The 21,404-nt window shown below is 68.2% G+C and carries 25 protein-coding genes; 16 read left to right on the top strand and 9 right to left on the bottom strand.

What is annotated here, in order from left to right:
• Position 1 precedes the first annotated feature (1 nt).
• From MEU52_RS01855 to rpsI, 3 genes are all read left to right on the top strand, one after another.
• Positions 2–1,189: a GGDEF domain-containing protein gene (locus tag MEU52_RS01855; RefSeq protein WP_238121660.1), complete on the top strand. Its 1,188-nt coding sequence runs from the start codon at positions 2–4 to the stop codon at positions 1,187–1,189.
• 236 nt (positions 1,190–1,425) lie between these two features.
• The gene (gene rplM, locus MEU52_RS01850) at positions 1,426–1,887 is read left to right on the top strand and encodes a 50S ribosomal protein L13 (protein WP_238121661.1); all 462 of its coding nucleotides are present in this window, start codon (positions 1,426–1,428) and stop codon (positions 1,885–1,887) included.
• A gap of 1 nt (position 1,888) precedes the next feature.
• Entirely contained in the window at positions 1,889–2,371 is a 483-nt protein-coding gene (gene rpsI / locus MEU52_RS01845; protein ID WP_238121662.1) for a 30S ribosomal protein S9, read from the top strand.
• Positions 2,372–2,463: 92 nt separating this feature from the next.
• On the opposite strand, the gene MEU52_RS01840 is transcribed toward rpsI, so the two are convergent.
• A complete protein-coding gene (locus MEU52_RS01840) occupies positions 2,464–3,060 on the bottom strand; it encodes an alpha/beta fold hydrolase (protein ID WP_238121663.1) in 597 nt (198 codons plus the stop codon).
• 48 nt (positions 3,061–3,108) lie between these two features.
• The gene (locus MEU52_RS01835) at positions 3,109–3,402 is read right to left on the bottom strand and encodes a hypothetical protein (protein WP_238121664.1); all 294 of its coding nucleotides are present in this window, start codon (positions 3,400–3,402) and stop codon (positions 3,109–3,111) included.
• Between the two features lie 220 nt (positions 3,403–3,622).
• Here MEU52_RS01835 and MEU52_RS01830 point away from each other — a divergent pair, with 220 nt between their 5' ends.
• Positions 3,623–4,501, top strand: a complete 879-nt coding sequence (locus tag MEU52_RS01830) for a histidine phosphatase family protein (protein ID WP_238121665.1) — start codon at positions 3,623–3,625, stop codon at positions 4,499–4,501.
• Here the strand turns inward: MEU52_RS01830 and MEU52_RS01825 are convergent.
• The 4 genes from MEU52_RS01825 to MEU52_RS01810 form a co-directional block, all read right to left on the bottom strand.
• Positions 4,498–4,947 (bottom strand): DoxX family protein, encoded by a 450-nt coding sequence (locus tag MEU52_RS01825; protein WP_238121666.1) that lies wholly within the window; start codon positions 4,945–4,947, stop codon positions 4,498–4,500. The genes MEU52_RS01830 and MEU52_RS01825 overlap by 4 nt on opposite strands.
• Entirely contained in the window at positions 4,947–5,741 is a 795-nt protein-coding gene (locus tag MEU52_RS01820; RefSeq protein ID WP_238121667.1) for an HvfC/BufC N-terminal domain-containing protein, read from the bottom strand. The genes MEU52_RS01825 and MEU52_RS01820 overlap by 1 nt, the downstream gene beginning before the upstream one ends.
• Before the next feature lies 1 nt (position 5,742).
• A complete protein-coding gene (bufB, locus tag MEU52_RS01815; protein WP_238121668.1) occupies positions 5,743–6,618 on the bottom strand; it encodes an MNIO family bufferin maturase in 876 nt (291 codons plus the stop codon).
• A 94-nt stretch (positions 6,619–6,712) separates the two neighbouring features.
• Positions 6,713–6,988 (bottom strand): BufA1 family periplasmic bufferin-type metallophore, encoded by a 276-nt coding sequence (locus MEU52_RS01810; protein ID WP_238121669.1) that lies wholly within the window; start codon positions 6,986–6,988, stop codon positions 6,713–6,715.
• Between the two features lie 168 nt (positions 6,989–7,156).
• Here MEU52_RS01810 and MEU52_RS01805 point away from each other — a divergent pair, with 168 nt between their 5' ends.
• The 7 genes from MEU52_RS01805 (at position 7,157) to MEU52_RS01775 (ending at position 12,740) form a co-directional block, all read left to right on the top strand.
• On the top strand, positions 7,157–7,729 hold the full coding sequence (locus tag MEU52_RS01805) for a sigma-70 family RNA polymerase sigma factor (protein ID WP_337927124.1): 573 nt from the start codon (positions 7,157–7,159) through the stop codon (positions 7,727–7,729).
• Entirely contained in the window at positions 7,726–8,364 is a 639-nt protein-coding gene (locus MEU52_RS01800; protein ID WP_238121670.1) for an NrsF family protein, read from the top strand. Before MEU52_RS01805 ends, MEU52_RS01800 begins: the two co-directional genes overlap by 4 nt.
• Before the next feature lie 256 nt (positions 8,365–8,620).
• Positions 8,621–8,797, top strand: coding sequence for a hemin uptake protein HemP (locus MEU52_RS01795; RefSeq protein ID WP_238122021.1), 177 nt, complete (start codon positions 8,621–8,623; stop codon positions 8,795–8,797).
• 239 nt (positions 8,798–9,036) lie between these two features.
• The gene (locus MEU52_RS01790) at positions 9,037–10,776 is read left to right on the top strand and encodes an ArnT family glycosyltransferase (RefSeq protein WP_238121671.1); all 1,740 of its coding nucleotides are present in this window, start codon (positions 9,037–9,039) and stop codon (positions 10,774–10,776) included.
• A complete protein-coding gene (locus MEU52_RS21905; protein ID WP_238121672.1) occupies positions 10,773–11,666 on the top strand; it encodes a phosphatase PAP2 family protein in 894 nt (297 codons plus the stop codon). Before MEU52_RS01790 ends, MEU52_RS21905 begins: the two co-directional genes overlap by 4 nt.
• Positions 11,663–12,409, top strand: coding sequence for a glycosyltransferase family 2 protein (locus MEU52_RS01780; RefSeq protein ID WP_238121673.1), 747 nt, complete (start codon positions 11,663–11,665; stop codon positions 12,407–12,409). Before MEU52_RS21905 ends, MEU52_RS01780 begins: the two co-directional genes overlap by 4 nt.
• Before the next feature lies 1 nt (position 12,410).
• Positions 12,411–12,740 carry a lipid-A-disaccharide synthase N-terminal domain-containing protein gene (locus tag MEU52_RS01775; protein ID WP_238121674.1) on the top strand — a complete coding sequence of 110 codons (330 nt, stop codon included), beginning with the start codon at positions 12,411–12,413 and terminating at the stop codon, positions 12,738–12,740.
• Positions 12,741–12,822: 82 nt separating this feature from the next.
• Here the strand turns inward: MEU52_RS01775 and MEU52_RS01770 are convergent, their stop codons facing one another.
• On the bottom strand, positions 12,823–13,746 hold the full coding sequence (locus MEU52_RS01770; protein WP_238121675.1) for a bestrophin family protein: 924 nt from the start codon (positions 13,744–13,746) through the stop codon (positions 12,823–12,825).
• 9 nt (positions 13,747–13,755) lie between these two features.
• Complete coding sequence (gene metC / locus MEU52_RS01765) at positions 13,756–14,946, bottom strand: cystathionine beta-lyase (protein WP_238121676.1); 1,191 nt, start codon at positions 14,944–14,946, stop codon at positions 13,756–13,758.
• 171 nt (positions 14,947–15,117) lie between these two features.
• Between metC and MEU52_RS01760 the strand changes: the two genes are divergently transcribed.
• From MEU52_RS01760 to MEU52_RS01740, 5 genes are all read left to right on the top strand, one after another.
• Positions 15,118–16,128: an amino acid ABC transporter substrate-binding protein gene (locus MEU52_RS01760; protein WP_238121677.1), complete on the top strand. Its 1,011-nt coding sequence runs from the start codon at positions 15,118–15,120 to the stop codon at positions 16,126–16,128.
• Positions 16,129–16,245: 117 nt separating this feature from the next.
• Complete coding sequence (locus MEU52_RS01755; RefSeq protein ID WP_238121678.1) at positions 16,246–17,538, top strand: amino acid ABC transporter permease; 1,293 nt, start codon at positions 16,246–16,248, stop codon at positions 17,536–17,538.
• Between the two features lies 1 nt (position 17,539).
• On the top strand, positions 17,540–18,925 hold the full coding sequence (locus MEU52_RS01750; protein WP_238121679.1) for an amino acid ABC transporter permease: 1,386 nt from the start codon (positions 17,540–17,542) through the stop codon (positions 18,923–18,925).
• Positions 18,926–18,972: 47 nt separating this feature from the next.
• Positions 18,973–19,734 (top strand): amino acid ABC transporter ATP-binding protein, encoded by a 762-nt coding sequence (locus MEU52_RS01745; RefSeq protein WP_238122022.1) that lies wholly within the window; start codon positions 18,973–18,975, stop codon positions 19,732–19,734.
• Between the two features lie 203 nt (positions 19,735–19,937).
• Positions 19,938–20,237, top strand: coding sequence for an HdeA/HdeB family chaperone (locus MEU52_RS01740; RefSeq protein ID WP_238121680.1), 300 nt, complete (start codon positions 19,938–19,940; stop codon positions 20,235–20,237).
• A 215-nt stretch (positions 20,238–20,452) separates the two neighbouring features.
• Here the strand turns inward: MEU52_RS01740 and panC are convergent, their stop codons facing one another.
• Positions 20,453–21,301, bottom strand: a complete 849-nt coding sequence (gene panC / locus MEU52_RS01735) for a pantoate--beta-alanine ligase (protein WP_238121681.1) — start codon at positions 21,299–21,301, stop codon at positions 20,453–20,455.
• Positions 21,302–21,404: the final 103 nt, after the last annotated feature.

The raw sequence follows: 21,404 nt of genomic DNA, 5'->3' as shown, positions 1-21,404 counted from the left end.
CATGATCGACATCCAAACCCTCATCATCTGGAATGGCGTCGCGCTCGCCGTCCTGGGGAGCCTGTTTCTGTTCTACTGGTTCTGGCAATCGCGCACCGGCGGGCTGCTGTGGTGGTGCCTGCCGTTCGTCTTCGGCCTGCTGGCGGCGGGCGCCAGCGCCGGCCACGATGCCTTGCCGGATGTTCTGGCGCCGCGGCTGGCCGTGGTGCTGATCATGCTGGCCTATGGCGCCGTGTGGCAGGCGGCGCGCGTGTTCAACGGTCATCGCGGGGTGCTGCTGCCGGTCGTGGCGGTCATCGCCGTGTGGTGCCTGCTGCCGGGCATCGGCGCCCCCGGCGCCCCCGAGGCTTATGTCAGCTCGGTGGTGCGCGGCCTGGTCATCGGCGCGTTCAACGGGCTGGCCGCTTATGAGTTCTGGCGCGGCCGGCAGGAAGAGCCGCTGCCCTCGCGGGCGGCGCTGGCGGCGATTCTCGGGGCGAACGCCGTATTCCAGGTGGTCAGCCATCTTTATGCGCCGGTCCTGCCGGCCCCCCTGGGGCTGGGCCCGACGGAAGCCTGGGCGGCCATCGCCTATAATCTGGCGGTGCTGCTGGTGGCGCTGGCGGTGACCATTCTGATGGTCTCCCTCTCGCGCGAGCGGGTGGCGGAGCAGTATCACCAATTGGCCCTGCACGACCAATTGACCGGGCTGCTGAACCGGCGCGCCTTCGATGCCGCCGGCGCTGAGAGCCAGGCGCCCTATGCCCTGCTGGTGATCGACATCGACCACTTCAAGAAGATCAACGACGGCTTTGGCCATCACGTGGGCGACGCGGTGCTGGTGGAGGCGGCGCGGGCCATTGAACGCTGCATCCGCCGCAGCGATCAGGCTTTTCGGCTGGGGGGCGAGGAGTTCGTCTGCCGCCTGCCCCACGCGGCGCTCGGGCAGGCCGAGGTGGTGGCCGAACGCATTCGCCGGGCCTTTGAAGCGCTGATCATCACTCTGCCGGAAGGCGAAGTTCACGCCACTTTGTCGGTCGGTGTGGCCGCGTGCGCCGATGGCGGGCGGCCGCAGGACGAGCTGTTCGCCGATGCGGATGCCGCTCTCTACATCGCCAAGCAGAGCGGTCGAAACCGCGTCACCCTCTCCACCTATGCCCGCCCGGCAGTGGACACCGCCACGCCCGCCCGGCCGCAAGTCGGGGCCTGAGCGGAGGTCTGCGGTGGTCGAACGGCAAGGGAGGGCGGAACCCTCCGAATTTCCGGCACTTTTTTGATGGTGTTAAATTACCATTTTTCTAAGTAATTGATATTCATATATAAATTGTGGCGCAATGACGTTGACGCGCCTTTGGGGGTCCGCTACAAGCCGCCTACATCGCCGGAGCGTGGGGTGGGTTCTTGGACCTGCCGTCTGGGCCGGCCTTTATAATCGGAAACCGACCCATGAAGACGTATTCGGCCAAACCCGCCGATATCGAAAAGAAGTGGGTGGTGATCGACGCCAGCGGCCTCGTAGTGGGCCGTCTCGCGACCATCATCGCCATGCGCCTGAAGGGCAAGCATCTGCCCATCTACACCCCCCACGTGGACTGCGGTGACAACGTCATCGTCGTGAACGCGGAGAAGGTGGTGTTCACCGGGCGCAAGAAGGACCAGAAGGCCTACTACCACCACACCGGCTTCCCGGGTGGCATCAAGGAGCGCACCGCCAAGTTCATCCTCGAAGGCCGCTTCCCGGAGCGGGTCATCGAGAAGGCGGTGGAGCGCATGCTCGCCCGCGGCCCGCTCGGCCGCAAGATCCTCGGCAACCTGCGTGTCTACAAGGGCCCGTCCCACCCGCACGAGGCCCAGCAGCCGGTCGCTCTCGACGTGGCGGCTCTCAACCGTAAGAACGTGAGGAACTGACATGGCCGAGGTTCTCCAGTCCCTCGACGCCCTCGGCGCTGCGTCCATCGCCACCGAGGAGTCCTCTGCTCCCGTGCATGTCCAGAAGCTGGACAAGTTCGGCCGCGCCTATGCCACCGGCAAGCGCAAGGACGCCGTGGCCCGCGTGTGGGTTCGCCCCGGCACCGGCAAGATCACCGTCAACGACCGGGATATCGAGGTGTATTTCGCCCGTCCCGTGCTGCGTCTGATGATCAACCAGCCGTTCCAGGCCGCGGCCCGTGAAGGCCAGTATGACGTGGTGTGCACGGTGGCCGGCGGCGGCCTCTCCGGCCAGGCCGGTGCGGTGCGTCACGGCATCTCCAAGGCGCTCACCTATTACGAGCCGGAACTGCGCTCCCCCCTCAAGAAGGGCGGCTTCCTCACCCGCGACAGCCGCGTGGTCGAGCGCAAGAAGTACGGCCGGGCCAAGGCGCGTCGTTCGTTCCAGTTCTCCAAGCGCTGAGCGCGGACGAGCGGTTCAGACCGGATGTTTGGAAACGGCGGGGATGTCCCCGCCGTTTTCTTTTTGCCCGCGGCTTCGCCCTGTCCGCGATGTCAGGAGCCGGGGACGAGGTGGGCGCGAACCTGCGCCGCGACCTCCTCCACATGGGTCTGCGCCAGGTCATGGTCGCCGCCGGCCACCACATGCAGCCGCGAATCGGGCAGCAGGGCGGCCAGCCGCTCACCCACCGGCAGCGGGCTGATGGCATCACGATCCCCCCACAGCAGCAGGGTTGGCGTGCGCAGGGTCGCGATCTGTGCGGAGAGGTCGGCGCCGGCGGAGGCGAGCCAGCGCGCGGCGCTAGGATAGGTGCGGTAATAGTCCGGTCGCCAGTCGATGGCGCCGAGCGGGGTGGTCGGAATGCCGCCAGAGGTGGCGGTGAGCACCAGTCGCGCCAGCCGGTGCGGCGCCGCCAGGGCGGCCTTGACGGCGATCAGCCCACCCATGGACTGGGCGACCATATGGACGGGCTCGTCCATCTCCCGCAGAACCAGCGCCACCAGGTCGTCGAGGCCGCTCACATCAGCGCGGGCCGGCTCATGGCCGAGCCCGGGCCAGGAGAGGAACACCCCCTCGATCCCGGCGCACCGGGCCACCGGTTTCCAGAAGTCCGCGCTGGCGCCGGCGCCGGGCAGAAACAGGGTTTTCATCGCGCCCCTGTTCTGCTCAGCAAAAGGGAGCTGCTAGGCGGCAAACCCTCAGAAGCTCGGCGTGTTACCGGCGAGCGGGCTCCAGGAGCCGTTGTTGGTGGGATCGCCGGGCGGGCCACCGCCCCAGCCGCCGGTGAGATCCGGCGGGAAGGCGTAGTTCATGTTGCGGTCGTTGCCGATCTTCACGTCGGGGCGGATCGCCGGACCAGGGCCCGGATCGAGGTAATTGCCCTGGGGAATGACCGGCAGCTGGATGACGCGCGGGGTGATGACCACGTGGGGGCGCGAGTTCTGCGCCACGGCCACGGCGCTCAGGCCGGTGAGGCCTGTCAGCAGCATCATGGCCCGAGCGCTGGATGCCAACCTGATAGTGAGCATGGACGTGCCCCGCCTCCAATCCGGACCTTGCACTTGACTGCTCGCCTTGAAGCACGTTCGCGCCGGAGTGTGAAGGGCCTTGCCGCAACGGGGGTGATGGGGCGATGGGTCCTGAAATTGACGCTGCGTGTGGTGCGGCCAGTCGTTAAGTTGCTCTCCGGCTTCGATTCTGGGGAGATGGGGGATGACGATGCGCACGGTGGAGGGTCGCGGCGCGGCTGTCGGAAGGCTTGCCAGGGGCCGCACGGGCCTTGCTGTCGCGGCGCTTGCGGGTGTGTTCGGGCTCGCCACCACGGCGGCTATGGCGGCCCCGGCCCGCATCATCCTGCTGCGCCACGGCGAGAAGCAGGATGCCTATCGCCTGTGCGCGACCGGCGCCGAACGGGCCCAGGCGCTGGCGGCGCGCTATCTCGGCAAGAGCGCGACCCAAAGCCTGTTTCGCCCCGGCGAGACGCCCAAGGCATTCTTCGCCGTCACCCTGCACACGCTGGAGACCATCTCACCCTCGGCCATGTCGTGGGCCATGCCGGTGACCATCTATTCGAGCCTGCCCGGCGGCAGCGCCCAGGCGCTGGATGACACCATCGACGTGCGGACCGGGCAGTTGGTTCAGAACCTGCTCGCCGACCCGATCTGGAACGGCAGCACCGTGGTCATCACCTGGGAGCACGACCACATCGCCAAGAAGGAGAAGGCCCCGGCCGCCGGGGCGGCGAAGGCCCACGGCGATGCTCCCCATGACAGCGGCCAGACAGAGGGGGCACACAAGGGCGGCGGGCACAAGGATGGCGCAAAGGCCTCGGGCCATCGGCCGGAAGCCCCCTCCACCCTCTATGGGCTGCTGGGGCTGAAGGATGTGCCCGGTGCCCTGGCCTCCTGGCCGGGGGCTACCTACGACTATTTCTGGATCATCGATTTCGATCCCGCTACGGGCCAGGTGACCCAGTTCGCCAAGCAGAAGCAGGTCTATGACGGGCCCTATGCGAACCTGCCGCAGAACGATTGGGGCGCGCCCAACGGCCTCACCGCGGCCAGCGGCTGCGCCCTCGCCCACGGCGGCTAGGGGCGCGGCTCGCCGGCCGCCTCACGGCGCCGGGCCCACCAGCGCGCGAGCAGGTGGTCGAGGGAGAGCCGGCCGGGGCCGCGCAGCACCAGCAGCAGGAACAAGGTGGCCCAGGTGCCGTGGGTGGGCCAGGCATCGGGATAGACGAAGATCTCGATGATCAGGGTCATTACCAGCAGGGCGAAGGCGGCGGGCCGGGTGGCGAGCCCGGCCACCAGCAGCACCGGCAGGCCGAGCTCGGCGGCGCTCGCCATGTGGGCGGCCCAGGTGGGGTCCAGCAGCGGCAGGCGATACTCTTCCCGGAACAGGTAGATGGCGCTGTCGGAGACGTGTCCGTTGGCGTCGAGCTTGGTGAGGCCCGACTGAAAGAAGACGCCGGCGGGAAAGATGCGGGCGCCCAGCGCCAGGACATCATCCCAGAAGCGGGACAGGGGCAGTGTGGTCATCACGAGGCACCTCCCGGTCGCGGTTGGCTTGTGGTTGGCCAGGTGAGGGCCCCCCGATCGAGCAGCGGGGGCAGCACGGTGGCGAGATCCGCCGGTGCCGCGAGCCGCTCCGCCAGGGCGCCGAGCGTGCGCGGCGTCGCCAGCTCCTCCAGCAGCCGCTCGCCGTGCGGGGGGAGCAGCGACAGTTCCACGTCCAGCTCCGGCCGGGTGACCAGGGCCGCCTCGGCGGTCCACTGGTCCAGCGGGCGCAGTGGCAGGTGGCCGCTGTTCATGCGCCACAGGGTGACCACCGGCCAGGGCGAGCGCAGCCAGCGGGTGGCGGGATGGCGGGCCAGAGGCAGGGTGGCGGCGGCGGCGAGGGTCTCGGCCGCGAGGTCGGCTCGGCACGCGGCGCGGGCATCGGCGGCGTGATAGGCCTCGATCATCAGCCGTTCCAGGCGCGCCACGTCGGGCAGATAGGGCAGCGGCGCGGTGCCCGGAAGCTGCGCCAGATGCTCGGGAAACTCCTGGCCGTAATGCGCCAGCACCGGTGAGCGTGGCGGGTTGTGCGCCACGAAAGCGCCGGCGGCGGCGACGAAATAGGCGTCGCCCACCAGCGCCCGCACCACCGGAAACGCCACCGCCAGGGCATCAATCAGGGTGACGCGCACGGTGGTGCGGTGAATGGCGAAGCGCCGGGCCACGGGATCGCCCCCTGCGGCGCGCAGGCCTTGGGGCGGCGGCGCCGCGGGGGTGAGGCAGGCGTGGGCGAAGGCGGCATCGCCGGTTTGCGGGGGCAGGGCGGGCGCGGTCATCTCAAGCCGCCTTCCGGCACCGGGCGAGCACCGCGCCGGCACGCTCGGCCTCGGCCCGCAGGACGGGCCAGGCGGGGACGTCATTGTCCCATTCGATCAGCGTGGGCAGTGGACCCGTGCGGGCGATGACGGTCTCGAAAAGTGCCCAGACGGGATCTGCAACCACCCCGCCATGGGCATCCAGCAGCAGCGGTGCCGGGCCCGCGCTGGTGGCAGAGGCGTGGCCCGCCAGGTGGATCTCGCCCACCGGCGCGAGGGGAAAGGCCCGCAGCAGCGCCTGCGGGCTCAGGGCGTGATTGGTGGCGGAGACGAACAGGTTGTTCACATCCAGCAGCAGGCCGCAGCCGGTGCGGCGGGCGATCTCGCCGAGGAACTCGGGCTCGGGGATCGTGCTTTCGGCGAAGGTGAGATAGGTGGCCGGGTTCTCCAGCAGGATCTGGCGGCGGAGCGCCTCCTGCAACTGGTCCACATGGGCCACCACCTGATCGAGCCGCTCGGGCGTGTAGGGCAGGGGCAGCAGATCATTGAGGAAGAGTCCGTCGTGGCCGGCCCAGGCCAGGTGCTCGGAGAAACGCTCCGGCTGGTGGCGATCACACAGCCGCACCAGACGGGCGAGGTGGGCCGCATCCAGCGGCGCGCTGCCGCCGAGGCCAAGGCCGACGCCGTGGATGGACACGGCATAATCCTGGTGCAGCCGCGTCAGGTCCGCATGGGGGCGGCCCCCGTCCCCCATGTAGTTTTCTGCGTGCACCTCGAAGAAGGCGAGCGGCTGGGCGGCGGCGGTGATGGCCGCGAAATGCTGCGGCTTGTAGCCGACGCCGGGGCCGGCGGGCAGCGCGCCAACGGCGACGTCGTGACGGGGCGGATGCGCGGGCATGGGGCTCTCCTGTGACACGGTGTGCGCCGGCCACCACCCGGGCCGCGGGGCGCCCGGATGGTGGCGGCGCGGCGGCCGGACGCGGCCGCCGGGGTCAGGACTTGATGGGGGTGAGGGAGCCCATGCCGTGGGGGGTCTTGAGGGTGGTGCAGGTGCCCGCCGGCACCAGCTTCCAGGCATTGCCCTGATAGTCCATCTTGGCGGTGCCGGCGCAGGTGGTGCCGGGACCGGCGGCGCAATCGTTCTGGCCCTTGAGGGCGACGCCGAAGCACTTCTCCTTGCCCGCCTCCTGGGCGGCGGCGGGGGTGGAGACGGCGGCGAGGGTGGCGGCCAGGCTGCCAAGGATGGCGAGGGTGGCGACAGGCTTCATGGGATTGCTCCGTGTGAGAAAGGCCGCGTCCATCGCGACCTCATCCGCACTTCGCGGCCACCGGGGGCGGCGTTACCGGCATCACGCGCCTGTGTTCGCATCGGCGGCGATCGTCGGAAATTCTGCGGGCGGCTGTAACGTCGGTGCGCCGGCGCGCGAACAGGGGAGGTGAACATCGTCGCTTCCATGCGCGAGGACTGGGCCCAGCTCATGTGTGCCGGACTGGACGGCGACACGGCGGCCTACCATCGCCTGCTCAGCGAACTCGCGCCGGTGCTGCGGCGCGTGGCGCAACGCATGCTCGCACGCGCCGGACAGGGCTCGGGCGAGATCGAGGATGTGGTGCAGGAGACCCTGCTTGCCATTCATCTGAAGCGGCAGACCTGGGACCGCAGCACGCCATTGATGCCCTGGGTATGGGCTATCACCCGCCACAAGGCGCTCGATGTGCTGCGCCGCCAGGGGCGTCGCGCCGAGGTGCCCCTCGACGCCCTGGACTCGGTGCTGGAGGAGGTGGCCGCCCCGGAGCCGGCCGAGGCGGGGTTGGCGGAACGCGATGTGGCCCGCCTCACCCAGAGCCTGTCCGACCGCGAGCGCGCGGTGGTGGAGGCGGTCTATCTCTCGGGGGCGAGCGCGCGGGAAGCCGGCCAGCGCCTGGCCATGAGCGAGGGGGCGGTGCGGGTGGCACTGCACCGCGCGCTGAAGCGTCTCGCCGCGGCCTATGGAGGAGCCAAGCCATGAAGACCGACGACCTGATCCTGGCTCTCGCCGCCGATGCCCGCCCCCATGGGCCGTCACTGGTGGCGGGCCTCATCGGCGCGGTGATCGCCGGCGGGCTGCTGGCGGCGGTGGCGCTGCTGCTCACTTTGGGGCCCCGTCCTGATTTCGCGGCGGCGCTGGCATCGCCACGCTTCCTGTTCAAGTTCGCGGTCACCGCAAGCCTTGTGGTGACGGCGGCACGCCTGGCTTTGGTGCTGTCGCGCCCGGGTGCCGATCACCTGCGCGCGCTGCGGCTTTTGTGGCTGCCGGCGGTGCTGCTGGTCGGCGCGGTGGTGGTGGAACTGCTGAGCGTGCCGGCCACCGGCTGGCAGGCGCGGCTGGTGGGCACCAATTGGGCGGTGTGCCTGGTGGCGGTGCCGGGCCTGTCGTTGGCGCCGCTGGCGCTGGCGCTCTGGGCGCTGCGGCGCGGCGCCCCCGCCCAGGCGCCGGTGGCCGGGCTGGTGGCGGGGCTGCTCGCCGGCGCCATCGGCGCGTTCTTCTACGCCGCCCATTGCCCGGACGATTCGCCGTTGTTCGTGGCCGTCTGGTACACCCTTGCCATCGGCGCGGTGGGGGCGCTGGGGGCGGTGCTGGGCGCGCGCCTGCTGCGCTGGTGAGGGGTTAAGCGGGGCGCTTGCGGCCGGTGCGCGATGCCCGCGTGATTGAGAATGTCTCCATATCGTCGCATGCCATGTTGATCCACGCGACAGCACGTATTATCCAAACAATACGGCTGAAGACTGTAATATTGAATGCTTCTAAAGTAGCCGAATGAAGCTTGAATACTGCGGTTCATGGCAATCAGTGATCTGGAGTGATTCAAAAATGACCAAGCAAGAATATCTCCGCGCCGCCTGGTCAGACGCTCAGCCCATGGGCGAGGGGTGGTCGGGCGGCGGTTCCGGCCCGGTGCGGGCCATTCCGATGGTGGATACCCAGCTCGACAGCCGCGACCTGTTCGTGGCCGGCCGGCTCATCACCATCGCCCATGGCGACCAGACCTATCAGCTGCGGCTCACCGCCCAGAACAAGCTGATCCTAACCAAATAGGCCCGGTGCCGGGTCGCGGCGCGGCGCGTCGAGGCGGCGGGCCGCGGCTGTCCGCAGGGGCGGGCGCCGTGGCAATTCGCGCCTTTCCTTTGCCCTGTTCCTTTGCCACGAGGTGCCGCTGGCACGGGTCGATGGCGTGAGGCGGGGCGGGGGCACCTTCCTGCGGTCGGGTCGGGTCTTTCCGGGGCGGGGCTTTCTGTTATTGTCCGCGCCCAATTCAACCGGGTCCGACCACAAGCATGGCCATCTCAGAGCCCGCCCCCCATAAGGGCCGGGCGTCCGTCCTCGACCTTCCGCACCGTCTGCCGCGGGCGCTGGATCTCGCCGCCACCAGCCACGGGCGTGCCTGCTTCGTGCTGGTGGTGGTGGCACTGCTGGCCTTCCTGCCGGGGCTGTTCTCGCTGTCGCCCATCGACCGGGACGAGGCGCGCTTCGCCCAGGCCACCAAGCAGATGCTGGAGAGCGGCAATTACGTGGACATCCGCTTCCACGTGCAGGCGCGCCACAAGAAGCCGGTGGGCATCCACTGGCTGCAGGCCGCTTCCGTGAAGCTGGGTGAGGCCGTGGTGGGCCCTTCCGCGCGCACCTCCATTGCCTTCTACCGCCTTCCCTCGCTGATCGCCGCCATCGGCGCGGTGCTGCTCACCTATTGGACGGCGCTGGTGTTCGTCACCCGGCGCGGGGCGCTGCTGGCCGGCCTGATGATGGCCACCTGCGTGCTGCTGGGGGTCGAGGCGCGCCTCGCCAAGACCGATGCGGTGCTGCTGTTCACCATCGTCGCCGCCTTCGGCGCGCTGGCCCGGGCCTATCTGCGGCCGCCCAATCCCCGGGTGGGAGACTGGGGCCTGGCGGCCATTTTCTGGACCGCCATGGCTGCCAGCATCCTGGTGAAGGGGCCCATGGGGCCGCTGTTCGTGGGCCTGGCGGTGCTGGCGCTCGCCATCACCGAGCGCTCCGGCCGCTTCCTCAAGCCACTGAAGCCATTGGTGGGTCTGCTGTGGTGCCTGCTGCTGGTGCTGCCGTGGTTCATCGCCATTTACATCGTCACCGACGGCGCCTTCTACCAGCACGCGGTGGGCGTCGACATGCTGGGCAAGGTGACGGAAGGCCAAGAGGGACATTGGGGCCCCCCCGGCACCTATCTCCTGGCGGTGTGGGGCACTTTCTGGCCGGCCATCGTGCTGGTGGCCATGGCGGTGCCTTTCGCCTGGCGCATGTGGCGCGCGCCACGGGTGCGCTTCCTGCTGGCCTGGGTGGTGCCCGCCTGGATCGCTTTCGAGCTGGCGGCCACCAAGCTGCCCCATTATGTGCTGCCGCTCTATCCGGGCCTCGCCATCCTGGCGGTGCTGGCGATCGAGAAGAACAGCCTCGCCAAGGTCGGCAGTCGGCTGGCGGGCCTGGTGTGGCTATGGCCCATCCTCGCCGGCGTGCTGGCGGTGGTGCTGGGCGGCGGCTATGTGGTGCTGGGCAGCGGCTTCGCCTTCGGCCTCGCCGCCTGGCCGTTGCTGCTGGTGGCGGTGCTGCTGGCGGTGCTGGCTGCGCGCGCGCTTCCGGGAGCCGGGCCCGAAGGGGCGTTCCTGACCGCCGCCTGCGCGGCCTTGGTGCTCTATTTCACAGTCTATCAGCTGCTGCTGCCGCAGATGCGGGCGGTATGGATCTCCGAGCGGCTGGCCGCCATCGCCGCCGAGAGCGGGTGCCCGGCCGGCAATATTGCCTCCATCCCCTATCAGGAGCCGAGCCTCGTCTTCCTGGTGGGAACGGACATCCGCTACACCTCGGCCGCCGCCTCGGCCGATCTGCTGAAGCAGGGCGGTTGCGCTTTGGCCTTCATCGGCCAGAAATTCGAGAAGCCATTCCAGAGGCGGGCAGCGGAGCTTGATCTGAAGTACCGCGCCATCGCCACCGTGGAGGGCTTCACCTACAACGGCGGGCGACCCATCAGCATCACCGTCTACCGCTCCATGGAGCCGGCCCGGTGAGCGCCACGAGCGGGCAGGCCGCCGCACGGGTGATCGAGGGCGGCCGCGCCGTGGTGGCTGGGCTCGTCTCGGGGCTGGCCTATCTGTTGCGCCGCCCGGCGCACCGGGTGCCGGCGCCGCGGGTGGTGCGGGCCGGCTGGCCGGAAATTCTGGCGGGCCTGGCGGTGGGGATAGGACTGGTGGTGGCGGCGATGCTGCTGGTCGATCCGCTGGTGGCGGGGCTGCGCAGCCGGCTGGCGGCGCCCGTACTGGTGGTGGCGGAGCGGCTGACCGACCTTGGCCTCGGCGGGGTAGTGCTGTGGCCGCTCGGGCTCCTGCTGGCCTATGTGCTGGCGCTGCGCGGCACCCTGGACGACATGGGCCGCCGCGTCGCCAGCGCGGTGATCGCTCGCCTGGGCTTCCTGTTCCTGTCCATCGCCGGGGTGGGACTGCTGGTGACCGTGGTGAAGCGGCTGCTCGGGCGGGCCCGTCCCTATGCGGCGTGGCACCTGCCGGGGGAATATCCGCAGTTGACGTTCCACTGGCTGGCGTGGAAATCCACGTTCGCGTCATTTCCCTCGGGTCATGCAACCACCGTGTTCGCGACGGCTGTCGCCTTCGGTGCGCTCTACCCGCGGGCCCGGCGCGCGCTGTTGGCGCTGGCGGTGGTGGTGGCGGCGACCCGGGTGGTGCTCGGCTCCCATTTCCCCAGCGATGTGATCGCCGGGGGCGTGGTGGCCTGCGTGTTCGTGCTGTGGATGGTAAAGGTATTTGCCGCACGCCGGCTGGTGTTCCAGGTGGACGCCGAAGGGTGTATCGCCCCCATGGCGGGGCCCTCGGCGCGGCGGCTCGGCCTGCTGCTGCCCTGGTGCCGCCGCTCTCCCGTATCCCTTGAAGAGGCGAGATCGTGACCTCCGCTGATCCAAGTACCGCTGTCGTCCCCCGCCTCTCGGTGATCATCGCCGTTCGGGATGAGGCGGAGAATGTGGCGCCGCTGATCGATGAGATCGATCAGGCGCTGTCGTTCGAGCCCTTTGAGCTGATTTTCGTCGACGACGGCTCGTCCGATGGCACCCTGGCCGCGCTGCGGGTGGCGGCCGCGAGCCGCCCCTACATGCGCATCTTCGTGCATGAGACCTCCTGCGGGAAGTCCGCGGGCCTGGACACGGGCGCCTGGGCGGCGCGGGGCGAACTGCTGCTGCTGCTCGACGGTGATGGCCAGAACAATCCCGCCTATCTGCCGGAGATGGTGCGGGTGATCGATGCCGGCGGTCCCATCGTCGGCATGGTGCAGGGCGAGCGGCAGGGCCGCAAGGACACCGCCTTCAAGCGCTTCCAGTCCCGCCTCGCCAACGCGGTGCGCCGGGCGCTGCTCAATGACGGCAACCGCGATACCGGCTGCGGCCTGAAGGTGGTGCGGCGCGACGTGCACCTGCGGCTGCCCATGTTCGACGGGCTGCACCGCTTCATGTCGGCGCTGGTGCGGCGCGAGGGCTATGAGATCCGCACCGTGCAGGTGGTGGATCGCGAACGCTGGCACGGCGTCTCCAAATACGGTTTCTGGAACCGCCTGTGGGTGGGCATGGCTGATCTCATCGGGGTGTGGTGGCTCATTCGCCGCCGCCGCATGCCCCGCGTGGTGGAGCACGGCTGAGATGGTCTATTACCTCTCGGAGATCGTCCGGTACTTCCACGAGGTGTTCGTGGAGCAGTTCGACTGGTGGACGGTGCTGGGCCTGGTGGCCCAGTTCATGTTCACCATGCGCTTCGTGGTGCAGTGGATCGCCTCGGAACGGGCCCAGCGCTCGGTGATTCCGTTCGCCTTCTGGACCTTCTCGCTGGGTGGCGGCACCCTGCTCCTGGTCTATGCCCTCTATCGGCGTGATCCGGTGTTCATCGCCGGCCAGGCGCTGAGCACCTTCATCTATATCCGCAACCTGCAGTTCGCCCTGCGCGAGCGGCGGGCGGCCCGGGCGGTGACCTGAGCTCTTCTCATTCACTGGCACATGATCTACGGCCCGTACAGCAGCCGCTGCGCGGGCCGTTGTCCCTTATGCGCGTGCAACGTCAATGCAGGATGTGGTCCACCGGCTGCGGCAGCGCCGGCAGGTCGCTCTCACCCCGGGCCTCCCGCAGGCCGATCTCCATGGCCGTGGCGAGCGCCGCGATGGGCAGGTCATTGGGCAGGGTGCCGAACGGCTCCTCCAGTTCGCTGCCCAGCGCATCGAGGCCGAAGAAGGTGTAGGCGACGAGGGCCGTGGCCACCGGCGTGCCCCAGCCCAGCACGTCGGCGAAGCCGAACGGCAGCAGGAAGCAGAACAGATAGGCGGTGCGATGGAGCAGCAGCAGGTAGCCGAACGGCACCGGCGTGCTCTTGATGCGCTCGCAGGCGGCCAGAACATCATTCATTCGCGCCACCACATCGTCGATGGCGCGGTATTCCACGTCGGACAGCACATTCCGGGCGCGCAGGCGGGCCAGGGTCTCGCCCATCTCGCGCAGCAGCCGCTCGGGCGGATTGGGGCTGGCGGCCATCGCCGCCGCGAGGCCGGCGGGCATTACCCGGTCTAGCGATGTGGCGGCGGCGCCGGGGCGCAGGTGGGCCACCAGCGCATGGGGGAAGGCGATGGCGAGGTCGATCAGCCGCCACCGCGCGGCGGCGGCATCCGGCCCGTAATGCTCCAGCAGCAGCGTGCGGCGGGTGAGGTCACGCAAGGCGGCGACCAGCGCGCCCCAGGCTTTGCGGGCCTCCCACCAGCGGTCGTAGCAGGCATTGTTGGAGAAACCGAGGAACACCGACAGGGCGATGCCCAGCAAGGCGAAGGGGGCGCCGCTGAAGGTGGGGAAGGCCCCCGGTGCCCGCCCGTGGGCGAACACCACCACCGTCGAAAGCGCCATCACCACAAGCACCTGCGGGAAGATCCGCTGCAGCACGGAGCCCCTCAGAATCAGGAACAGGCGTACCAGGCCGGGACGCTCGCGGACGATCATGGCCAGGCCTCAGGCGGCGGCGCGCATCTTGGCGAAGGCCTGGTCGAGGTCCGCCTTCAGGTCGGTCGTGTCCTCGAGGCCGATATGCAGGCGCACCGCCGGGCCTTCCACATTCCACGCCGTGGCGGTGCGGTAGTCGCTGCAATCGAACGGGATGGCGAGGCTCTCAAAGCCGCCCCAGGAATAGCCCATGCCGAACAGCTTCAGGGAATCGAAGAAGGCCGCCACCGCCTGCTCCGGCACCGGGTTCAGGATGAGGCTGAACAGGCCCGAGGCGCCGGTGAAGTCCCGCTTCCAGATGGCATGGCCGGGATCGGAAGGCAGCGCCGGGTGCAGCACCCGGGAGACCTCGGGCCGGCCTTGCAGCCATTGCGCCATCTCCAGCGCCGCCTGCTGGTGATGGGCGAGCCGCACCGCCAGGGTGCGCAGCCCGCGCGCGCCGAGCGCCGCATCGTCCGGCGAAATGGTGATGCCCAGGTTGCCGTGGGTGGTGATGACCTTCTTCCAGGCCGGCCCCACCGCCGAGATGGTGCCGAGGTTCAGGTCCGCGTGGCCGCCGATATATTTGGTGCCGGCCTGGATGGAGATGTCGACCCCGGCCGCGTGCGGCTTGAAGAACACCGGCGTCGCCCAGGTGTTGTCGATAAGGGTGGCGACGCCGCGCGCCCGCGCCACCGCGGTGATGGCGGGCACATCCTGCATCTCGAAGCTCTGCGAGCCCGGGGCCTCCAGGAAGATGGCCCTGGTGTTGTCGCGGATGAGGCTTTCGATGCCGGCGCCGATCAAAGGATCGTAATAGGTGGTCTCCACGCCCATGCGCTTCAGCACCGTGTCGCACACCGTGCGGGTGGGGCGATAGGCGGTGTCCACCATCAAGAGGTGGTCGCCGGCGTTCAGCACCGAGAGCAAAGCGATGGAGCAGGCGGACAGGCCCGAGGGGGTGAGGGCGACGCCGTCGCTGCCCTCGATGGCCTGCAGAGCCGCCTCGAAACCCTCGGTGGTGGGATTGCCGCGCCGGCCATAGCTGTAGCGGCCGCGGTGGTGGATGAGATCGTCATAGCTGGCGGACAGGACGGTGGAGCCGCGCACCACCGGCGTGTTGACGAAGCCGTCGAAGCGCTGGGGATCGCGGCCAAGGAGGACCAGCTGGGTGGCAGTCTTCAACCCTGCCGTGTCGATCCCGTCGTGTCCATCCGCCATTTCGAGCTCCTGTCATAAGTCCCGGATAAGCCGTGCGTCGCTATTGACCGTACCGCAACATCGGTTTGTGATGGGCGGGATAGACGTCTCGGGCCGCGGCGTCGAGCCTTCACCGCAGCGGGAAGGTCCGCCCGGCAGTGGGCTCGGATTTATCCAAAGAAGGAACCTTCCGTGAAACGCATCCTCCTCGCAGCCGCCGGCCTCCTGTCCCTGGTCGGTGTGGCTCATGCCTCCACCCTCGACGAGGTCAAGGCACGGGGCGCGCTCAACTGCGGCGTGTCACAGGGCCTGCCGGGCTTCTCCTCGCCGAACGACAAAAATGAATGGACCGGATTCGACGTGGATTTCTGCCGCGCGGTGGCGGCGGCGATCTTCAACGATCCCACCAAGGTGAAATTCACCCCCCTGTCGGCCAAGGACCGCTTCACGGCCCTCACCTCCGGCGCCATCGACCTCCTGTCGCGCAACACCACCTGGACCATGTCGCGCGACACCACGCTGGGCTTCAACTTCGCCGGCGTCACTTACTATGACGGCCAGGGCTTCCTGGTGCGCAAGTCGCTGGGGCTGAAGGGCTCCAAGGAGCTGGAGGGCGCCTCCATCTGCGTGCAGACGGGCACCTCCAACGAGCTGAACGTGGGCGACTATTTCCGCGCCAACAACATGAAGTATCGCGAAGTGATCGCCTTCGCGACCCTCGACGAGACCGTGAAGGCCTATGAGTCGGGCCGATGCGACGTGTTCACCTCCGACAAGTCCCAGCTCGCGGCGGTGCGCCTCAAGCTCACCAATCCCGCCGACCACGTGCTGCTGCCCGAGACCATCTCCAAGGAGCCCCTCGGCCCGCTGGTGCGCCATGGCGACGACCAGTGGTTCGATCTCGTGAAGTGGACCTATTTCGCCCTGCTCGATGCGGAGGAACTGGGTGTCACCTCCAAGAACGTGGGTGAGATGGTCAATTCCGCCAATCCGGAAGTGAAGCGGTTGCTGGGCACCGACGGCAAGTATGGCGAGGGTATCGGCCTCACCGCGGACTGGGTGGTGCGGATCGTGAAAGCCACCGGTAACTACGGCGAGATCTACGACCGCAACGTGGGTCCCTCGACGCCGCTCGGCATCGAGCGCGGCCTCAACAATCTGTGGAACCACGGCGGCATCCAGTACGGCATGCCGGTGCGCTGAGGCGCGGCATTTCCTCACCGAAAAGGAAGCGGGCGCCGGTGTGCCCGCTTCCACAGCATAAAAATTGCATAAAATAAGAATTGGAAGCCGAAGAGCTTCCGCACCTTCGAGGGTTTCATGTCGGATGCTCGCCTCTCTGACCCCGCCCTCGGGCGGCGGCGTTGGTCGTGGACGGATCCGAAGCTCCGCTCATCTGTTATTCAGATCGTGCTCGGGCTCGTTCTCGTCTGGCTTGTGTGGTCCTTCTATGCCAATGCGCAGGGCAACCTGTCGCGGCTCGGCATCGCCTCGGGCTTCGGCTTTCTTGAAGACCGCGCCGGCTTCGCCATCAGCCAGACGCTCATTCCCTATAATGAGAACATGAGCTATGGGCGGGCCTTCCTGGTCGGCCTGCTGAACACCCTGCTGGTCGCCTTCCTTGGCGTCATCCTCGCCACCATCCTCGGCTTCCTGGTGGGCGTGGCGCGCCTTTCCAAGAATGTGGTGATCAAGGCGCTGGCCTCTGCTTACGTGGAGGTCACCCGCAACCTGCCGCCTCTGTTCCAGATCCTGTTCTGGTATCTGGCGGTGCTGGCGGCCCTGCCCACGCCGCGGCAGAGCTGGGGTGTGGGGCTGCAGCCGCTGTTTGGTGCCCTCGGCTCCGGTCTGTCGGCCATCGGCCTTGGCTTTCTCGGCGCGCCCCTCAGCGCCTTCGCCGCGGACCTGGGCGCCCCGGCGGTGTTCATCAACAACCGCGGGCTGATGATGCCCAAGCCCATCTTCGGCGAGGGCTCTGGGCTGATCCTGGCCGCCCTGGTGCTGGCGCTGGTGGTCAGCTTCCTTATCGCCCGCTGGGCCCGCAAGCGGCGGGAGGCCACGGGTGCGCAGTTTCCGGTGTTCTGGTCGTCCCTCGGCCTGATCATCGTGCTGCCGCTGATCGCCGCGGCGCTGGTGGGCTTTCCGGTTCACATGGATGTGCCACACCTGCGCGGCTTCAACTTCCAGGGCGGACTTTCGGTCATCCCCGAATTCGTGGCGCTGCTGCTGGCCCTGTCCACCTACACGGCCGGCTTCATCGCCGAGATCGTGCGCTCGGGCATTCTCGCGGTCTCGAAGGGACAGAGCGAGGCCGCCCATTCGCTGGGGCTGCGCACCGGGCCCACCTTGCGCCTCGTCATCATTCCGCAGGCCATGCGGGTAATCGTGCCGCCCCTCACCAGCCAGTATCTGAACCTCACCAAGAATTCATCGCTGGGCGTGGCGGTGGGCTATCCGGACCTGTTCGCCATCTTCGCCGGCACTACCCTCAACCAGACCGGACAGGCCATCGAGATCATCGCCATGACCATGGCGGTCTATCTGGCGATCTCGATTGTCACCTCGCTCATCATGGGCTGGTACAACAAGCGCGTCGCGCTGGTGGAGCGGTAGCATGACCAGCGAAACCATCTTCGTCTCCTCCACATTCCGCGAGCCGGAGCCGCCGCCGGTTTCCGATCGCGGCCCGGTGCGCTGGGTGCGCGCGCACCTTCTGGGCACGGTGCCCCAGGTGCTGCTCACCCTGTTCGGCCTGTGGCTGCTCTATGTGGTGGTGCCGCCGCTGGTGCAGTTCTTCTTGGTGGACGCGGTATGGAGCGGCACCAACCGCACCGCTTGCCTGCCCGCCGACGTGGGCCACCCGGTGGGGGCCTGCTGGCCGTTCATCTGGGCCAAGATCAACCAACTCATCTATGGCTTCTACCCCGCGGGTGAGCGCTGGCGGGTCAATGTGGTCTATGCCCTCGGCGCCCTGCTGCTGCTGCCGCTGGTTCTGCAGCAGGTGCCCTACAAGCGCCTCAACGCCATCGCCTTCTTCGGCGTCTATCCGGTGGTGGCGTTCGTGCTGCTCACCGGCGGCAATTTCCAGCTGCGCCACTTCCTGCTCGGCTATCTCGGCTTCGATGCGCTGTTCCCGCGTGTGGCGCCGGGCGTGAGCGTGTCGTGGGTGTTCTGGACCGATTATGTCCTCTCCAGCGTGCTGCTGGCGGCGCTGGCCGGCGGCATCGCGCGGGTGGTGGCGGGGCCCGATGCGGTGCGCGGCGCCGTGCGGACCGTGGCGACCATCATGGTGCCGCTGGCGCTGGTGCTGCTGGCGGTGGATGTGAACTTCGGCCTGGAGCCGGTGGAAACCCGCCTGTGGGGCGGCCTGCTGGTGACGCTGGTGATCGCCGTGAGCGGCATCACCGTGTCGCTGCCCTTCGGCATCCTGCTGGCGCTGGGGCGGCGCTCCTCGGTGCCGCTGGTGAAGATCTGCTCCATCCTCTTCATCGAGTTCTGGCGCGGCGTGCCGGTCATCACCGTGCTGTTCTTCGCCACCTACATGCTGCCCCTGTTCCTGCCCGACGGCATGACCATCGATGGCCTGTTGCGGGCCCTGGTGGGTGTCGCGCTCTTCGCCTCGGCCTATATGGCGGAGGTGGTGCGCGGCGGCCTGCAGGCCATTCCCAAGGGCCAGTATGAGGGGGCCATGGCGGTGGGCCTGCGCTATGGGCCGATGATGCGCCTCGTGGTGCTGCCGCAGGCGCTGAAGCTGGTGATCCCGGGCATCGTCAACAACTTCATCGGCCTGTTCAAGGACACGACGCTGGTGTTGATCGTCTCCATCTTCGATCTGCTCGGCGCCATGCGGGCCGCCTTCACCGATCCCAATTGGGCGACGCCGACCACCCTGTTCACGGGCTTCGGCTTCGCCGGTCTCATCTATTTCGTCTTCTGCTTCGGCATGTCCCGCTATTCGATGGCGCTCGAGAAGCGTCTCGATCGGGCCCAACGTCACTGAAAGGGCCGCAGGCCATGAGCACCGATCCGATGATCGCCAAAGATCCGATGATCGCCAAGACTGAAGCCGACGCCCCGAAAGTGGCCATCGAGCTGGTGGGCGTGAACAAATGGTATGGCGAGTTCCATGTGTTGCGCGACGTGAACCTCACCGTCACCCGCGGTGAGCGGCTCGTCATCTGCGGGCCATCCGGTTCCGGCAAGTCCACCCTCATCCGCTGCATCAACCGGCTGGAGGAGCACCAGAAGGGGCGTATTATCGTCGACGGCATCGAGCTCACCGACGATCTGAAGCGCATCGACGAGGTGCGGCGCGAGGTGGGGATGTGCTTCCAGCACTTCAACCTGTTCCCCCATCTCACCATTCTGGAGAATTGCACGCTCGCCCCCATGTGGGTGCGCAAGATGCCGAAGAAGGAAGCCGAGGCGCTGGCCATGCACTTCCTCGAGAAGGTGAAGATCCCCCACCAGGCCAACAAGTATCCCGGCCAGCTTTCCGGCGGCCAGCAGCAGCGCGTGGCCATCGCCCGCGCCCTGTGCATGCGCCCGCGTATCATGCTGTTCGATGAGCCCACCTCGGCGCTCGACCCGGAAATGGTGAAGGAGGTGCTGGACACCATGGTGGAGCTGGCCCAGGACGGCATGACCATGCTGTGCGTGACCCATGAGATGGGCTTCGCCCGGCAGGTGGCCAATCGGGTGATCTTCATGGACGCCGGCCAGATCATCGAGATGAACGAGCCCAACGCCTTCTTCTCGAACCCGCAGCACGAGCGCACCAAGCTGTTCCTGAGCCAGATCCTGCACTGAACGTTCTGCGCTGGGCGGCCGTGTTCGCCGCCGCGTGCCCCGCGCCGACCGGACGGGCCGGCGCCGTCGCCGATGCCGAGATCGGGCCGATCCGAAGCAGGCGGGACGGCGGGGGCAGCCGTGGCGGCGTCTTTCAGGCTGTGGTAGCGTCAGGATGTCGCAGTCGTCATCGGCGACATGAGTGCTGCTCACGGGTGCCCATCATGAAGTGCCCTGCCATCCTGGCGCCAGCGATGCTGGCCGCGGCCGTTTGCATCTCCACTCCCGCATTTGCTGAGAAATGGGATCTGTCGACCATGACCTGTCGGCAGTTCGTCACCAGCGACAAGACCACCATCATGGTGATCCTGACCTGGCTCGATGCCTATTACAAAGATGGCGACGCTCCGCCGGTGATCGACACCGACACATTCACCAAGAACGCCGAGCGGCTGGGCGAGTATTGCGCGGCCAATCCGGATATCGGCCTGATCACCGCCGCCGACCATCTGTTCGACGACTGAGGCAAAACGGCCTTGGTGCCGCTCCATGCCAGCGCTGGCCGCGCGCGACAGGCCGGAGGCTGTTTGGAACGGCCTCCGGTGCACGCCGGCGCGGACTCCTTCCGACCGCGGCCATCGGGGTGGCGGGTGCGTCGGGGCGGGCTTGAAGCTGCGCCCAGACGGCCAGGCACAGTGCATCCGCCTGTATCGGCGCTCCGTGACCTGGGCGCGAAAGATCAGGCCGGCATGTTGTCGATGAGCCGGGTCTTGCCCAGCCAGGCCGCCGCCAGTAGACGGATGGGCTCGTCCATGGCGCCGGTAAGCGGGGCCAGGGTCTCGGCGTGGCGGGCCACCACATAATCCACCTTCAGCCCCTTGGCGGCGATGGTCTCCGCCGCCTTGGCCACCGCCGCATCGGGCGTGGTGCCGCCGGCGATGTTGAGGGCGGCATGCTTCAGGGCATCGTGGATCACCGGCGCCGTGGCCCGCTCGTCGGCAGAGAGGTAGGCGTTGCGGGAGGACAGGGCGAGGCCGTCCGCCTCGCGGGTGGTGGCGACCGGCACGATCTCCACCCCGAGGTCGAGATCGCGGGACAGGCGGGTGACCACCTTCAGCTGCTGATAGTCCTTCTCGCCGAAGGTGGCGATGTCCGGCCGGCACTGGATGAACAGCTTGCCCACCACGGTGGCGACGCCGGCGAAGAAGGTGGGACGGAAATCGCTCTCCAGCCCCTCGGCCGGGCCGGCAAGGCTGATCTTGCTGCAGAAGCCGTCCGGATACATCTCGGCGGGGGAGGGGGCATAGACCACGTCCACGCCCATCTCGGTGAGCTTGGCGAGATCCGCCTCAAAGGTGCGCGGATAGCGCGAGAAATCCTCATTGGGGCCGAACTGGGTGGGGTTCACGAACACCGAAACCACCACCTTTTCCACCAGCTCCTTGGCCTGGCGCACCAGCGCCATGTGGCCCGCGTGCAGCGCCCCCATGGTGGGCACCAGGGCGATGCGGGCGCCATCAGCGCGAAACGCCGCCACCGTGGCCCGGAGATCCCGAACCGTTTCCACCACTGCCGGCTTGTTGGTCATGTTCTCGCGACTCCCCGCGCTTCAAGCGGGCCGGACCCTAGATCGGGAGGCGGCGCGAGGGAAGCGGCACCCGCTGCCCGGCGCATGCCCGGGCATCGGGGGG

The sequence above is a fragment of the Xanthobacter sp. NM-25 genome (assembly GCF_022138605.1).
Classification (GTDB): Bacteria; Pseudomonadota; Alphaproteobacteria; order Rhizobiales; family Xanthobacteraceae; genus Xanthobacter.
Note: the sequence above shows the minus strand (reverse complement) of the source record. Positions and strands in the feature narration are given on the sequence as shown.